Annotated in this window: 13 protein-coding genes; all 13 read left to right on the plus strand. The window is 46.0% G+C overall.

All coding sequences use genetic code 11. From position 1 onward, the window contains the following. The first annotated feature begins 4 nt into the window (after positions 1 to 4). Positions 5 to 271, plus strand: coding sequence for an RNase P modulator RnpM (rnpM, locus tag G625_RS0104090; protein WP_198014854.1), 267 nt, complete (start codon positions 5 to 7; stop codon positions 269 to 271). Further along, entirely contained in the window at positions 264 to 584 is a 321-nt protein-coding gene (locus G625_RS0104095; RefSeq protein WP_442852565.1) for a L7Ae/L30e/S12e/Gadd45 family ribosomal protein, read from the plus strand. Before rnpM ends, G625_RS0104095 begins: the two co-directional genes overlap by 8 nt. After that, on the plus strand, positions 574 to 3,315 hold the full coding sequence (gene infB, locus G625_RS0104100; protein WP_029200085.1) for a translation initiation factor IF-2: 2,742 nt from the start codon (positions 574 to 576) through the stop codon (positions 3,313 to 3,315). The genes G625_RS0104095 and infB overlap by 11 nt, the downstream gene beginning before the upstream one ends. Then, positions 3,312 to 3,728, plus strand: coding sequence for a 30S ribosome-binding factor RbfA (gene rbfA, locus G625_RS0104105; RefSeq protein ID WP_029200086.1), 417 nt, complete (start codon positions 3,312 to 3,314; stop codon positions 3,726 to 3,728). Before infB ends, rbfA begins: the two co-directional genes overlap by 4 nt. Before the next feature lie 62 nt (positions 3,729 to 3,790). Beyond that, positions 3,791 to 4,771, plus strand: coding sequence for a DHH family phosphoesterase (locus G625_RS0104110; protein ID WP_029200087.1), 981 nt, complete (start codon positions 3,791 to 3,793; stop codon positions 4,769 to 4,771). Positions 4,772 to 4,782: 11 nt separating this feature from the next. Next, positions 4,783 to 6,375, plus strand: coding sequence for a tRNA pseudouridine(55) synthase TruB (gene truB / locus G625_RS21820; RefSeq protein ID WP_029200088.1), 1,593 nt, complete (start codon positions 4,783 to 4,785; stop codon positions 6,373 to 6,375). 194 nt (positions 6,376 to 6,569) lie between these two features. Next, a complete protein-coding gene (rpsO, locus tag G625_RS0104120) occupies positions 6,570 to 6,836 on the plus strand; it encodes a 30S ribosomal protein S15 (protein WP_029200089.1) in 267 nt (88 codons plus the stop codon). 502 nt (positions 6,837 to 7,338) lie between these two features. After that, positions 7,339 to 9,432 (plus strand): polyribonucleotide nucleotidyltransferase, encoded by a 2,094-nt coding sequence (locus G625_RS0104125; RefSeq protein ID WP_084152749.1) that lies wholly within the window; start codon positions 7,339 to 7,341, stop codon positions 9,430 to 9,432. A 164-nt stretch (positions 9,433 to 9,596) separates the two neighbouring features. Next, positions 9,597 to 11,045 (plus strand): glutamate--tRNA ligase, encoded by a 1,449-nt coding sequence (gltX, locus tag G625_RS0104130; RefSeq protein ID WP_029200091.1) that lies wholly within the window; start codon positions 9,597 to 9,599, stop codon positions 11,043 to 11,045. Positions 11,046 to 11,513: 468 nt separating this feature from the next. Beyond that, complete coding sequence (locus G625_RS0104135) at positions 11,514 to 12,545, plus strand: SPFH domain-containing protein (protein ID WP_029200092.1); 1,032 nt, start codon at positions 11,514 to 11,516, stop codon at positions 12,543 to 12,545. 113 nt (positions 12,546 to 12,658) lie between these two features. Beyond that, on the plus strand, positions 12,659 to 13,777 hold the full coding sequence (gene hflK / locus G625_RS18320) for an FtsH protease activity modulator HflK (RefSeq protein ID WP_242826587.1): 1,119 nt from the start codon (positions 12,659 to 12,661) through the stop codon (positions 13,775 to 13,777). After that, entirely contained in the window at positions 13,774 to 14,664 is an 891-nt protein-coding gene (gene hflC, locus G625_RS0104145) for a protease modulator HflC (protein WP_029200093.1), read from the plus strand. Before hflK ends, hflC begins: the two co-directional genes overlap by 4 nt. A gap of 71 nt (positions 14,665 to 14,735) precedes the next feature. Continuing rightward, positions 14,736 to 16,559 (plus strand): ATP-dependent helicase, encoded by a 1,824-nt coding sequence (locus G625_RS0104150; protein ID WP_029200094.1) that lies wholly within the window; start codon positions 14,736 to 14,738, stop codon positions 16,557 to 16,559. The last annotated feature ends 147 nt before the right edge of the window (positions 16,560 to 16,706 follow it).

Genomic DNA, 16,706 nt, shown 5'->3' on the forward strand with positions numbered 1-16,706 from the left:
CGGTATGAAGAAACTGCCGGAAAGAACCTGTGTAGGCTGTGGTCAGAAAAAAGAAAAACCTGACCTTATACGTATCGTTCATTCACAGGACGATACCTTCAGCATTGATCCGACCGGCCGGAAAAACGGCCGCGGTGCATATATCTGCAATGACCTTGCATGCTTTGAAAAAGCAATCAAACGCAAGGCACTGGATCGTGCTTTCAAGGTAAGTATTTCTGAAGCTACAGCGCAGGCACTCAGAGAGGAACTGATAAAGCTTGATAGATGATAGAATATACGGTCTGCTGGGCTTATGCCAGAGAGCAGGCAAATTGAAAAGTGGCGAATTCGCAGTGGAAAAATCCCTTAAGGGCGGTAAATCCCAGCTAGTGATAGTTCCCGAGGATGCGTCAGATAACACAAAGAAAAAATTCAAAAATATGACAACCTACAGAAATGTGCCGTATTTTGAATTGGGAACTAAAGACAGGCTGGGGGCACAGCTCGGAAAATCCGAACGGTCATCTCTCAGCGTAGAAGATGAAGGTTTCGCAAAAGCGATGATCAAATATATTGACGGAGGTAATGTGAATGTCAGATGAGAACCAGAAAGAAAATGGATTAAACAGCAAGGAAGCTAAGAAGGAAGAGGCACCAAAGAAGAAAAAGCTTGCTGTGGTTTTCCATTCCCAGAACTCCGCTAATCATAAAAACCATCCACTTGGCGGAAAGCTTTCTTCAGCTAAGGAGCAGGGCGCACGTAAAACCAGATCTGCTGCAGAGTCAAAGGAAAAGGAGCAGCCTAAGAAGACAAGCCCCAACGGAAGACCGCTTCCTCCCGGAACAGCAAGAGTCACACCTCTTCGTGAGCTGAATGAAATTCAGCGGCGTCAGGCCGAAGAAGAAGCCAAGGCCGAGGCAGCACGTAAGGCTGCTGAGGAAGAAGCAAGAAAGAAGGCCGAAATAGAGGCTAAGGCAAGAGCGGAAGAAGAAGCAAAGGCTGAAGCAGCACGTAAGGCAGCAGCGGAAGAAACAGCCAGAAAGGCTGAAGCACGCTCTTCAGCTTCCATCGAAGGAAGATCTGGCGATCAGAAGCCTCGTATGGACAGAAATACAGGCGACCGTCAGCCGAGAACCGGTTTCGCACCGAGAACCGACCGTGGAGACAGACCTCAGGGAGGTTTCCATAAGGACGGCGCAAGACCGGCCGGCACAGGAAGACCGGCAGACCGAAGCGGTCAGCAGAGACCGGGACAGAGACCTGCAGGTGCAGGCTTCGGCGGTCAGAGACGTACGGACAGTTCAGCTGCAGCCGTAGATATTTCTTCAAAGCCAACAGCCAACAGAAATGCGCACAAGCCATCAGACAAGAATTTCGGAAATAAGAATTTCGATAACGAGAGAGCTGAGGCAGCCAAGAGAAATCGTACCAATCGTAAGCAGAATAAGTATACTGCAGAGCAGTCTTACGAGAGAGACGATGAGATGGCAGCACGCAAGAAGAAGACCGGAAAGGGTGCATTTATCAAACCTGAGGTTGTTAAGCCTGTTGAGGAAGAGATCAAGTCCATCACAATCCCCGAGGTTATCACCATCAAGGATCTTGCGGACAAGATGAAGCAAAAGCCGGCCGATATCATCAAGAAGCTCTTCATGCAGGGCCAGATGGTAACTCTCAATACCGAGCTTTCCTATGAAGAAGCCGAGAATATCGCTGTTGATTACGATATCCTTTGCGAGATGGAAGAGAAGGTAGATGTTATCGCCGAGCTTGTTAAGGATGATATCGAAGACCAGGAAGAGGATATGGTACAGAGACCTCCTGTAGTCTGCGTAATGGGTCACGTTGACCACGGTAAAACATCTATCCTTGATGCTATCCGTAATACAAATGTTACAGCAAAGGAGGCCGGCGGTATCACTCAGTCCATCGGTGCTTACCAGGTATCCGTTAATGTTAACGGCGAGGATCGTCTCATCACCTTCCTTGATACACCGGGACACGAGGCATTCACAGCCATGCGTATGCGTGGTGCGCAGTCAACAGATATCGCTGTACTTGTAGTTGCAGCGGATGACGGTGTTATGCCTCAGACAGTGGAAGCTATCAACCATGCAAAGGCTGCAAACACTCCTATCATCGTTGCCATCAACAAGATTGATAAGGAAGGCGCAAACCCTGACCGTGTTAAGCAGGAGCTCATGAAATATGACCTTGTTCCTGAGGATTACGGCGGAGATACTATCTGTGTACCTGTTTCCGCAAAGAAGGGTATCGGTATCGAAGATCTCCTTGAGAACGTAGTTCTTGAGGCAGACGTTATGGAGCTTAAGGCTAACCAGAATCGTTCAGCTTACGGTGTTGTTATCGAGGCAGAGCTTGATAAGGGACGTGGTTCCGTTGCCAGACTCCTGGTTCAGAAGGGAACTCTTCACCAGGGTGATGTAGTTGCAGTAGGTTCCGCTTACGGCAAGGTTCGTGCCATGACAGACGATAAGGGCAGACGTATCAAGAAAGCCGGTCCTTCACAGCCATGTGAGATACTTGGTCTCAATACTGTTCCCAATGCCGGTGAGATTTTCCAGGTTAAGGACAGCGAGAAGGAAGCCAAGGCTTATGCTGCTGCCTTCGTAACAGAGAACAAGCAGAAGATGGTTGAGGAATCCAAGAAGAAGGTATCTCTTGATGCACTCTTTGACCAGATCAAGGCCGGCGAGATCAAGGAACTTCCTATCGTTGTCAAGGCTGACGTTCAGGGTTCAGTTGAGGCCGTTAAGGATTCTCTTGAGAAAATCAAGAACGATGAGGTTGCCGTTAAGGTTATCCATTCAGGTGTTGGTGCCATCAACGAATCCGATGTGGTTCTTGCAAGTGCTTCCAATGCTATCGTCATCGGTTTCGATGTAAAGCCTGATGCAACCGCAAAGGAAATCGCAGAGCGTGAGCATGTTGATGTAAGACTTTACAACATTATCTATAAGGCTATCGAAGATATCGAGGATGCCATGAAGGGTATGCTTGCTCCTGTTTATGAGGAGAAGGTTATCGGTCATGCAGAGATCCGTCAGATCTTTAAGGCCTCCGGCGTTGGTAACATCGCAGGATGTATGGTTAAGGACGGTCTCGTTCAGAGAGGTGCCAAGGCCCGTATCATGCGCGGACCAAAGCAGGATCTGGTATTCGAGGGCGAGATTGCTTCCGTAAAGCGTTTCAAGGACGATGTAAAGGAAGTAAAGGCAGGCTACGAGTGTGGTCTTGTATTTGAAGCCTTTAACGAGATCGAGATCGATGATTATGTTGAAGTCTATGTAATGGAAGAGGTTAAGCGTTGAGAAAAAATTCCGTTAAAAATACAAGAATAAATGCCGAGGTCATGAGAGAGCTTTCCGTAGCGATCCGTGACCTCAAGGATCCCCGCATTTCACCCATGGTGTCTGTTACCGGTGCCGATGTAACTCCCGATCTTCAGTATTGCAGAGTTTACATTTCGGTACTCGGAAGCGAAGAATCCCTAAAAAAAACCATGGAAGGCTTAAAGGCCGCCAGTGGTTTCCTGCGTCGTGAACTTGCGCAGACCGTAAATCTCCGTCACACCCCGGAGCTTCAGTTCATTGAGGATCACTCCATAGAGTATGGTGCCCATATGGAAGAGCTTATCAGCAGGGTTGCGAAAGAAGATGCGGAAAAGCATGTTGATCAGGAAGAAGCGTCTGTTCAGGAGCCTGACACAACAGAAGAAGTATGATCATTTACAGGCAGAGGTGCATCCATGCATTTTCTGCCTCAATTACTATAAAGGAAAAATCAATGAACGAATTTGAAAAGCTGATAGAAGCAGCAGAAAGCATTTGCATCCTCGGTCACACAAATCCGGATGGCGATTGTCTGGGTTCAACCCTTGGCACAAAGCTTTATATACAGGAGCGTTACCCTGATAAAAAGGTCAATGTTTACCTCCAGCCCGCTAATGAAAAATTCAGGTTCATGCCCGGTTTCGACGACATTATACATGTTCCTTCAGACCGTAAATACCGTTTATGCATCATTTGCGATTGTAACGGCTATGACAGAGTGGGTGACTTCAAGGTGCTTGCCGAGCACGCCGATAATATCTATGTTGTGGATCACCACATTCCCGGAAACCAGAAATTCGAGAAGTGCACTATCATCCCTGAGGCTTCAAGCACCTGCGAGGTTATTTACGACCTCATGGATGACAGCTACGTTACTAAGGAAGCCGCTTCCTGTCTCTACCTTGGCATGGTACATGACACCGGAGTTTTCAAGTATAACTGCACCTCCAGACACACCATGGAGCTGGCAGGACAGCTTATGTCAAAGGGAATAGATTTCGGCTCCATAATTGATGATACCTACTACACAAAGACCTATGCACAGCAGCAGGTTTTGGGTCGCGTCCTTACGGAAAGCCTTATGATCATGGACAAGCGGTGCATAGCCGGATGGCTTACCTGCAAAGATATGCGATTTTATAATGTCACCTCAAAGGACATTGACGGCATTGTAAGTACCATGCGCGAAACCAGAGGTGTAGACTGTGCCGTCTTCATTTACGAGATGACCAACCAGAACTATAAGGTGAGCTTAAGAAGCAACAACAATATGCTGGATGTAGCAAAGGTGGCTTCCCATTTCGGCGGCGGCGGTCATAAGATGGCAGCGGGATGCTCACTTCAGGGATCACATTTTGATGTGATAAACAACATTACAAAGGAGCTTTCTAAGCAGCTGGATGCGCCCGGATTTATTTCAAACAGCGCCCAGTGATAAGATAACCAATGGATGGAATAATAGTTGTAAACAAAGAAAAAAACTGGACCAGCTTTGATATCACTAAAAAGCTACGTTCAATCCTTCATGAAAAGAAGATAGGTCATACAGGAACTCTTGATCCTCTGGCGGAAGGAGTTCTGGTAGTATGCGCCGGTACGGCCACAAAGCTTGTGGATACCATCTCCGGCACAGAAAAGGTCTATGAAGCCGAAATGCAGCTTGGTATAAATACAGATACAGAGGATATTACAGGGAGTGTCCTGGAAGAGAAGCCTGTGGAGGTCACCGAAACGGAGGTCAGGACTGTCATATCCTCCTTCATAGGAACCTATGATCAGATACCGCCCATGTACAGTGCCAAAAAGGTCAATGGCAAAAAACTATATGATCTTGCCCGTCAGGGAAAAACCGTTGAACGTAAGGCCAACAGAATCACCATACATGACATTAAGATACTTGAGCTCCGACTCCCTTACATAAAAATGGAAGTCACCTGCTCCAAGGGCACCTACATAAGAACCTTATGCAAGGATATCGGCGAGAAGCTGGGAACCGGTGCAGCCATGACAGCATTGCTCCGGACCAGAGTCGGAAAATACGCTTTGGCGGATAGTCATAAAATATCCGAGCTTTCTGATCTGGAGCAAAAGGGTGAACTCTATTCCGTAGTAAAGCCGCCAATTTTTGTTCCAGAGCCCGCAGTTGTTGCATTCGGAAAATTTGACGGAAGCCATAAGGGGCACCAGCTCATTTTTGAAAATATGTTTTCCATTGCTAAAAGCAAGCATTATAAAACAGCCGTACTTACATTTTCACAGAATCCGGACAATCTTTTTTCCGGAACCAGCAAAACCTCCATCTCATCAAGCGAGGAGCATATCACAAGACTCAGAAATCTCGGTTTCGATTATGTATTTTCATATCCCGTGAACCGGGACACCATGAAGGTTCCGGCGGAGTTCTTTTTAAGAGATGTACTTATCGAGGGCATGAACGCAAAGGACATCGTCGCAGGAACCGACTGCCGATTTGGTCACAAGGCTCAGGGCGATGCAGAAATGCTTATGGCTCTTCAGGAGAAATACGGTTACACCGCACACATCATCAAGAAACGTCAGGTTCTTGATGAGAACGGTAACTCAAGGGAGATATCCAGTACCTTTATCCGTGAAGAGATCCAGAAGGGTAATGTTAAGCTGGCAGCAGATCTTCTCGGAAGGCACGTAGCTTTAAGCGGTACAGTCATCCACGGAAAACATATAGGCTCAACGGTACTTGGTTTTCCTACCGCGAACATCCTCCCAACCTCAGGAAAGACCCTTCCGAAGGCCGGAGTTTATATCTCAAGAGTTCTGGTGGGACAGGTACTTTACCGTGGAGTTACCAATATAGGTACAAATCCCACAGTAGCGGACGACAATCCCGTAAGTGTGGAAACCCATATCATTAATTTTAATAAAGATATCTATGGTCAGAAGATCCGGGTGGAATTTATGGACAGGATACGAGACCAGGAAAAATTTGCATCCCTTGAAGTCTTGAAGCATCAGTTGGAGAAGGATGTGGAGGCAGCCATGCATTATCCCATGGATTTATAGAAAATGCGTCATAATAATTCAGCCTCATCTGCATTTTTTGACAATATTTCTGATATCAATTGACAAGACTCATAGCTTCTGTTAAAGTACATGAGTATGCGCGTTGGCATGGTTCTTCGGAACTCCTTTCGGGAACTCTGTTAACGTAAGTTTGATCACGAGATATCGTGAAAGTTATTTTAGGAGGAATAAAAATGATTTCTAAGGAAAAGAAAGCTGAGCTTATTGCACAGTACGGACGTAAACCCGGTGACACAGGTTCACCTGAAGTTCAGGTTGCTATCCTTACAACAAGGATCAATGAGCTTACCGAGCACCTTAAGAAGAACCCTAAGGATCACCACTCAAGAAGAGGACTTCTTATGATGGTTGGTCATAGAAGAGGACTTCTTCAGTACCTTGCTAAGACAGACCTTGAGGGTTACAGATCACTCATCGAGAAGCTCGGTATCAGAAAGTAATTTTGATGAAGGAGAGCGGAGAAATGATTCTCTGCTCTTTTCTTTTTTTCAGAGTCATAACTCAAAAACCGGTCGACCGTTACTAAAGAATCTGATAAAATCTGTATGATGATCCGCAGATGTACCATATAAGGATTCAGATTTTTTTATGAGCGGGTCAGATCAACAATCAAACATTGACAGGAGAGCTATCCGAGATCACTGACAAGGTTCCGGTTCAAAGGACAAACATCAGCATGAAGCCGGATGCAGCACATAAGCCTGCTTCCTTCAGGTTTCATTTCCTATCGGGAGGTGTACCAATTTTTTTATAGCAGAACTGATAGATCCTGCTTCCTTCGAAAATCCTTTCGAAGCCGGAGGTGTAATGAATATCTTTAAAACAGAACGTGTATCCTGTTTCCTTCGAGGGTCCGTTCGGTTCCGAATGTATACCGGACGTCTTTAAAGCAGAGCCTTATCAGTGTTTTTGGACCTCCCTGTCAAAATAATGGAGGTAAAAATGTACAAGAGTTATTCCATGGAACTCGCCGGCAGAACACTCACCGTTGATATCGGTCGTGTTTGTGCCCAGGCAAACGGTGCAGCACTTATGCACTATGGCGATACAACCGTTCTTTCAACATGTACCGCTTCAGCCGCTCCCCGTGAGGGTATTGACTTCTTCCCGCTTCAGATCGAGTATGAGGAGAAGATGTATGCGGTTGGTAAATTCCCCGGTGGATTTAAGAAGAGAGAAGGCCGTGCAGGTGATAATGCTATCCTTACATCACGTGTTATCGACCGTCCTATGAGACCTCTTTTCCCTAAGGATTTCAGAAATGACTGTCTCGTTGACAACCTGGTAATGTCAGTAGACCAGGATTGCTCACCTGAGCTTCTTGCAATGCTTGGTTCATCCCTTGCAACAGCTATTTCAGATGTACCTTGGGACGGTCCATGTGCATCAACACAGGTTGGTATGATCAACGGTGAATTCATCATCAATCCTACCAATGCAGAAAAGGCTGTTTCAGACCTTGCTCTTACAGTTGCTTCAACCCGCGACAAGGTTATCATGATCGAAGCAGGTGCAAACTGCATTTCCGATGACAAGATGATCGAGGCTATCTATAAGGCTGACGAGGTCAACAAGCAGATCATCGGATTCTTCGATTCCATCATCGCAGAGTGCGGAAAGAAGAAGATGGAATACGTTAGTGCCGCAGTACCTGAAGAGGTATTTGAGAAGATCAAGTCCATCGTTCCTCCAGAGGAGATGGAAACAGCTGTATTTACAGATGACAAACAGCAGAGAGATCTCAACATGGCAGAGGTTACAAAGAAGCTTGAAGAAGCCCTCGCAGAAGATGAGGAAGCTCTTGCCATCCTTCCTGATGCCATCTATCAGTATGAGAAGAAGACAGTTCGTAAGATGATCTTAAAGGATCACAAGAGACCTGACGGACGTAGAATTGACGAGATCAGACCTCTTGAGGCTGAGGTAGACCTTATTCCAAGAGTACACGGTTCCGCCATGTTCAAGCGTGGACAGACTCAGATCCTTGATGTCGTAACCCTTGCTCCTCTTTCAGAGGTTCAGAAGGTTGAGGAGCTTAATGAGTACATCACAGAGAAGCGTTACATTCACCAGTACAACTTCCCCGGATACTCAGTAGGTGAGGCTAAAGCAAGCCGCGGTCCGGGACGTCGTGAGATCGGTCACGGAGCTCTTGCTGAGAGAGCACTCCTCCCTGTTCTTCCTTCAGTGGAAGATTTCCCGTATGCTATCCGTGCGGTTTCAGAGACTATGGAATCCAACGGTTCAACCTCTATGGGTTCAACCTGCGCATCCTGCCTCTCACTTATGGCAGCCGGCGTTCCTATCAAGGAGCCTGTAGCAGGTATCAGCTGCGGTCTTGTAACCGGTGATACAGATGATGATTATCTGGTTCTTACAGATATCCAGGGTCTCGAGGATTTCTTCGGCGACATGGACTTCAAGGTAACAGGTACTCATGAAGGTATCACAGCTATCCAGATGGATATCAAGATCCACGGTCTTACAAGGGATATCGTTACAGAAGCTATAAAGAGAGCACATGAGGCGCGTCTTTTCATCATGGACGGCGTTATGAAGGATGCCATCGCAGAGCCTCGTAAGGAACTTTCACCGTATGCACCTAAGATAATCACTCTCCAGATCGATCCCGAGAAGATAGGTGATGTTATCGGTAAGCAGGGCAAGACCATCAATGGGATTATTGACGAGACAGGTGCCAAGATCGACATCGACGATAACGGTATGGTTTCCATCTCCGGCATCGACCTTGCAGCTCTTGAAAAGGCCAAGAAGATCGTTGAGTCCATCGTTAATGACATCGAGCCGGGTCAGATCCTTGAAGGTAAGGTTGTGCGTATCATGAACTTCGGTGCATTCGTACAGTTAAGCCCTAACAAGGACGGTATGGTTCACATCTCAAAGCTTGCTGATGGAAGAGTTGATAAGGTTGAGGATGTTGTAAACATCGGCGATGAGGTTACCGTAAAGGTACAGGAAATCGACAAGATGGGCAGAATCAACCTCACCATGAGACCACAGGATCTTAAAGATTGATACAATCACAGGAAATCAACATCGGGAATTTCGTGTCAATATCATTCCCGATGCATCAGCACATAGAGAATAGTCTTTTAAGGCTTAAGTCTCTGTGAATATCAAATTTCAAATCTAAGAGCGGGGACTGGCAACAGTCCCTTCTTTACATTTAGGAGAACAAAATGAAGATCAGAACACGATACGCTCCGTCACCAACCGGAAGAATGCATGTTGGTAATTTAAGAACTGCACTGTATGCTTACCTCATTTCAAAGCACGAGGACGGCGATTTCCTTCTCAGAATAGAAGATACAGACCAGGAGCGTCTTGTTGAAGGTGCGGTAGACCTCATTAACAGAACCCTTGCCGACACAGGACTCATTCCTGATGAGTCACCTGATAAGCCTGGTAATTGCGGACCTTATGTTCAGTCAGACCGTGTTAAGTCCGGCATCTACATGGATTACGCAAAGCAGCTCGTAAACGAGGGCAAGGCTTACTACTGCTTCTGTACAAAGGAGCGTCTTGAGACTCTGAAGACAACCGTTAACGGCGAAGAGATCATGCACTATGATAAGCATTGTCTCAGCCTTTCAAAGGAAGAGATTGAAGAGAACCTCAAGGCAGGAAAGCCTTATGTTATCCGTCAGAATAACCCAACAGAGGGAACAACCTCTTTCCATGACGAGCTTTACGGAGATGTCACAGTAGACAACTCTGAGCTTGATGACATGGTACTTATCAAGTCCGACGGATTCCCTACTTACAATTTTGCCAATGTTATCGACGATCATCTCATGGGTATCACTCATGTTGTCCGCGGCAATGAGTATCTGAGCTCAAGCCCTAAGTACAACCGTCTTTATGATGCATACGGATGGAAGATTCCCAAGTATGTTCACTGTCCGCTCATTACAGATGAAAACCACAAGAAGCTTTCAAAGCGTTCAGGACATTCTTCTTTTGAGGACCTCATCGACCAGGGCTTTGTTGCAGAGGCAGTTGTTAACTTTGTAGCTCTTCTCGGCTGGTCACCGGATGACAATGAGGAGATCATGTCTCTTCAGGATCTCATCCGTAAGTTTGATTACACCCGTATCTCCAAGAGTCCGGCTGTTTTCGACATGGGCAAGCTTCGCTGGATGAACGGCGAGTATATCAAGGCTATGGATTTCGATAAGTACTATGAGAGAGCGCTTCCTTTCATTCAGGAAACCATTAAGAAGCCTCTTGACTTCAGGCATATCGCTACCATGGTTAAGACCCGTATCGAGATCTTCCCGGATATCCCTGAAATGATATCTTTCTTTGAGGAAGTTCCTGAGTACGAAAATGATCTTTATGTAAATAAGAAGTCTAAGACAAATCTTGAGAACTCACTTCAGCTTCTTAAGGATGTGCTTCCTCTTCTTAAAGCTCAGGAGGATTACTCCAATGACGCGCTTTTCGCACTTCTTTCGGAGTACGGCAAGGAGAAGGAGCTTAAAACTGGTTTTGTTATGTGGCCTATCCGTATCGCTCTTTCAGGTAAGCAGATGACTCCTGCGGGTGCTACCGAAATCATGGAGGTTCTCGGAAAGGACGAGTCTATCAGGAGACTCGAAGCCGGAATCGCTAAGCTTGAGGGGTAATGCTTTTTACCGATAGTTTTTGAAATGGGTCAAGAAAATGCAAGGGACGTGTGACGGCCCACGAAGTTGAAAGAACATCTCGAGTAGTTTGTCCGCCTGGTTCGCACTTACGTGCGCCCCATTCGGACAAACTACTCGAGATGTTCTTTCAGTTCGCAAGCCTAGCCACCCATCCCTTGCATTTTCTTTCACTTTTTCTCTTAATTTACAAAAAAATATATTCTATTTTCGCCACAGCTTAACTGTTTTAAATAGTGTTAATCGTCAAATGAGTTGTGGAATTTGACACGCAAAAGAACGATAGAAAGCAATCTGCGTGTCTAAACAGATCTGTTCCTGACTGTACCGCTTCTCACGAATTTCTTTTTTCGTATATAATCGTTAATATTTTATCTTTATCTTATATGCTATTATAGTCTCGTATAATTTTTCGTCCTTCCAAAATTCAAAGGACAGATTGGAGTATGTATGGGATTCTTTTTATTATTTCCTTTTTTAGTTATTCTTTTTCTTATTTTGAGTAGCTGCATCAAGGTTGTGCCGCAGGGGTATGCTGTTAATGTTGAGCGTCTCGGAAAATATCATGATACCTGGCATGCGGGGCTTCATTTTAAGATGCCTATCATTGACAGGGTTTTCCGTAAGATTTCTCTGAAGGAGCAGGTTTGCGATTTTGATCCGCAACCGGTTATCACAAAGGATAATGTTACCATTTCTATTGATTCTGTTGTTTACATGACAGTTTTTGATCCGAAGGCTTATCAGTATGGTATCGAAAATGCCATGAGTGGTCTTGCTAATCTTACCGCCACAAACCTTCGTTCCATCGTTGGTGAGATGGAGCTTGATATGACTCTTTCAGGCAGAGACATCATCAACAGCAAGATGCAGATGGCTCTTGATACAGCTACCGATCCATGGGGTATCAAGGTTACCAGAGTAGAGGTTAAGAACATTCAGCCACCTCGTGAGATTGAGGAGGTTATGACCAAGCAGATGAGAGCTGAGCGTGAGAGACGTGAGACTGTCCTTCAGGCAGAGGCTCATCAGGAGTCTATCGTTAAGAGAGCAGAGGGTGACAAGAGGGCTAAGGTTCTTGCGGCTGAAGCTGAAAGAGATGCCCAGATCGCCATCGCTCAGGGTAAGGCTGAGTCTGTAAAGCTTGTCTACAAGGCTGAGGCAGAGGGTCTTGAGATGCTTAAGTCTGCCAATGTAAATGACACAGTTCTGAAGCTTCGCGGTCTTGAAGCACTTAAGACTGTGGCTGACGGTCGCGCAACAAAGATTTTCCTTCCGACCGATATTTCTGCAACAGTTTCTTCTCTTGGTGCTCTTACAGAGGCTGTTGGAATCGGTGATTACACAAAGATCGACAGAACCCCAAAGGAGGCAGCGCAGCGTCCGGTTGACCCATGCCTGAATGAAAACAGCACTCCGATCACTTTGGAGGCTGCCGGAAAGTCCAACCAGATCGCAGACGACATTGAACACAGAGGATAACCTGTACAGTCAAGGATGAGAAGCCAGAGCCTGAGGGCACCCGTTTCTAAACGGATGCCCTCAGGCTCTGGCTGGACGGTTCCGGGTTTTATAAAATATGAGGAGAGTAGTAAATGAAAAATTTCAATAACAGCGGTCCGGGAAATGGTCCCGGTATGCCGCATATCGATATGCCGGATCCAAAGAAGACAAAGGAAACGGCAGGAAAGATCTTTAAGGTTCTGGCTCTGATTATCGTAGTTTTTCTGGCCATAAGCTTTGTTTCCTCGGGTCTTTACAGGGTTTCCGAGCAGGAACAGGCAGTTGTTACAAGATTCGGTAAGGTTCAGGACGTTAAGACCGCAGGAATGTATTTCAAAATTCCATTCATCGATACGGTTCATCTGGTTCGCACAACCACCTACGGAATTCCGATTGGTTACAGGGTGTACGACGAAAACACCGGAGAAGACGGAAGAGCCGAATCACTTACCGAGCAGTCTCTCATGATCACCTCGGATTTCAACTTTGTAAACACCGATTTCTATATCGAGTATCGTGTGTCGGATCCGGTGAGTTACCTTTATAACTCAAGCAATCCAAAAGCAATTCTTGAGAACCTTGCCCAGGCAGCCATCCGTACCATTGTTTCCAACTATAACGTTGATGATGTCATGACTACCAGCAAGAACAAAGTACAGTCTGATGTCCGGGATTCTCTGGTAAGCGCCCTTTCAAAATCAAACATCGGTCTAGAGGTTGTTAATGTCTCCATCCAGGACGTGGAACCGCCAAACCAGCAGGTTATGTCTGCCTTCAAGGCCGTTGAAAACGCAAAGCAGGGATCAGAGACTTCCATTAACAATGCAAATAAGTATAAGTCAGAACAGCTTCCCGCAGCTGAGGCCAATGCCGACAAGATCGAAAAACAGGCAGAGGCAAAGAAGGAAGCCAGAATAGCAGAGGCTCAGGGACAGGTTGCCAGATTTAATGCCATGTACGATCAGTACAAGCTTAATCCCCTCATCACCAAGCAGCGTTTATTCTATGAGACAATGGAGGATGTTCTTCCGGGTCTTAAGGTCATCATCGATGACGGCGGCACCCAGACCATGCTTCCTCTCGAAAGCTTCACATCAGAAAACCGTACTAATGTCGTAAACAATTCTGAAAGCACAACTGCAGCTGCGGATACAGATACAAATGCAGCTTCAGCAGAAGAAAACCTGACCGGAGAGGAGAGCAACTCATGAAGAAAACCTTTAACATAATAAGAGCTGTCCTTGTGGTCATACTGCTTTGCTTTTTATTCCTGTCCGGCACAGCCTTTTATACTGTAAATCCCAATGAATACGGTGTTGTAACTCATCTCGGAAAGATCACAAAGGTAAGCACCGAAGCCGGTCTTTACACCAAGCTTCCTTTCCTGGAGAGCGTCCGTTACATCCCGAAGGACCTTCAGATTTACGATATCCAGCCTTCAGATGTCATCACAAAGGACAAAAAGTCCATGATTGCGGATGACTTCATCTTATGGAAGGTCACAGATCCCGTAAAGTTCACCCAGACTCTCAATGCCTCCACCAGAGCAGCAGAGGATCGTGTCGGTGTAGCAGTTTACAATGCCACAAAGAACACAATTTCCTCAATGTCTCAGGACGAAGTCATTGCTGCAAGAGGCGAGCAGCTTACGAAGCTAATAACAGAGGATTCCAATTCCGACATCGGCGGCTACGGCATTACCATCACCGAGGCTAAGATAAAGGCACTCGACCTCCCCGATGACAACAAGGAAGCCGTTTACGAGCGAATGATCTCCGAGCGCCAGAATATCGCTGCCTCCTACAAAGCACAGGGTGACAGCCAGGCCCAGAAGATCCGAAACGACACCAACCGTCAGGTAACCATCATGGAAGCAGAGGCAAAGAAGCAGGCTGCCATCATCGAAGCAGAGGGTGAAGCAGAGTACATGAAAACCCTCGCCGAAGCCTACAACACCACTGAGAAGGCGGAATTCTACAACTACATCCGCTCCCTCGACGCCCTCAAGACTTCCCTCAAAGGTCGCGGCGATAAAACCATAATCCTCGATAAAGATTCTGAACTCGCAAAAATCCTATACGGTACAGACCTTCGATAAACCGGGGCTAACCCGTATGGTCGAAATTCAGACCATAGGAGATTTCCGAAGCTCATGGTACACTATGTGCCATGAGCTTTTCTAATGAACAAATTCAGGCAATCAATCACATAAACGGGCCCGCCATGGTGCTTGCGGGTCCCGGCTCCGGAAAAACCACAGTCATCACCCAAAGACTCCTGAACCTCTTATCCTTAGACATTCCCTCAGAAGACATTCTGGTGATCACCTTCACAAAGGATGCCGCTCAAGAAATGGAAACGAGATTCAATAAACTGGCAAAAGAGAAGGGCCGCGAAGGACACCGGATTACCTTCGGAACCTTCCATTCGGTATTTTTCTTTATTCTGCGGCTCAGGTACAACCTGTCCTTCAAAAACATAATAAGCGACAGAACAAAGGTAATGATCCTTCGTGAACTCACCATGCAGGAGCACATTGACAGCTCCTATGACATGGATTTTTTCAGACTGCTTCTGTCCGAAATCTCCAAATTCAAATCCCTGGGGAAGAATACCTCAGGCTTCACCTCAAAACTCATTGATACGGACAAATTCCTCCGCATCATAGAGCAGTACCGACAGGAGCTCCGGACACAGCGGCTGGTAGATTTTGATGATATGCTGCTTTTATGCCACGAACTGTTTCTGAGGGAACCCGGGGAACTCAGAAAATGGCAGAAAAAATACCGCTTCATTCTCGTTGACGAGTTTCAGGACATCAGCCCCGTACAATATGAGATAGTTAAAATGCTGGCAGCTCCCGAAAACAACCTTTTCATAGTGGGGGACGACGACCAGTCCATCTACCGCTTCAGAGGCGCCGAGCCCTCCATCATGCTGGGCTTCGGTAAGGATTATCCCGACGCAAAACAGATCTTTCTCTCAAACAATTACCGTTCAAGACAGGAGATCGTAAATTTTGCGAAGAAAGTCATCATCCACAATAAACAACGCTTTTCAAAAGATATCCGGGCGGTGAACGGATCCGGAGGAGTAACATTATGCTACAGGACAAAGGACCCTCTTAACGAATACCTGCAGGTACTTGAAAATATTAAAAAGGAGCTTGGAACCGGAGTTCCGCCTGAAGAAATTGCAGTTCTCTTCAGAACAGAGCTTCTGGTGCATCCGCTATTGACCGAGCTTTCCAAGCTTCAGATTCCCTATACATTAAAAAACAAGGTTAAAAATATCTACGACAGCAGCACCGCCCTGGACATTATCTCCTATATAAAACTGTCCCTGAATATGGGCTCCCGGGCAGATTTTCTCAGGATAATGAATAAGCCGCTCCGCTATATCTCGAGAAAGGCCCTTGACCACCGGGACATGAGCTTTGACAAGCTGAAGCGGTATTACTCTTCATCCTCCGAAATGCTCTATAAGATTGACCTGCTCATGAGAGATCTTACGGCTATAAGGAGACTCCCTACGGTAGCGGCCATTATCTATATCCGGAAAAAAATCGATTATGACCGGTTTATAGAGGATAATGCAAGAGAGAATCATATTAACCCCGAAAACGTAAGTGCTATAATGGATGAGATAGAAACTTCCTCCCGGCACATTTCCGACAAAAAAGAATGGCTTGATTTCGTTGAGAATTATGGGGAAGAGCTTGCGAAAAAGCAGGACGGATCCGACAAGGGCATCCATCTCATGACCTTCCACGGCAGCAAAGGACTGGAGTTTGACGTCGTTCATCTGGTGGATATAAATGAGACCATTGTCCCCTACCGAAAGGCAGTTTCAAAAGAAGATATCGAGGAGGAGCGCCGCGGTTTTTATGTAGCCATCACCAGAGCGAGAAAAGAGCTTCACATTTATTTCACAGATCAAAGATATAGTAAAAACTGCAGTCCAAGCAGATTTCTGCTGGAAGCAATGAAATAAACTTAAGTACGTTACAACATTATGTGTTCTGTACCTTAAATCAGGTTTCTGACATTTTTTAATCACAAAACCTGATAAACCTGATTTTAGGTCTAACACATCAGATGGACATCAGCATGATAGATATAAAGGAAAAACTGATTTTTG

This window comes from Oribacterium sp. NK2B42 (assembly GCF_000424445.1).
Classification (GTDB): Bacteria; Bacillota; Clostridia; order Lachnospirales; family Lachnospiraceae; genus Oribacterium.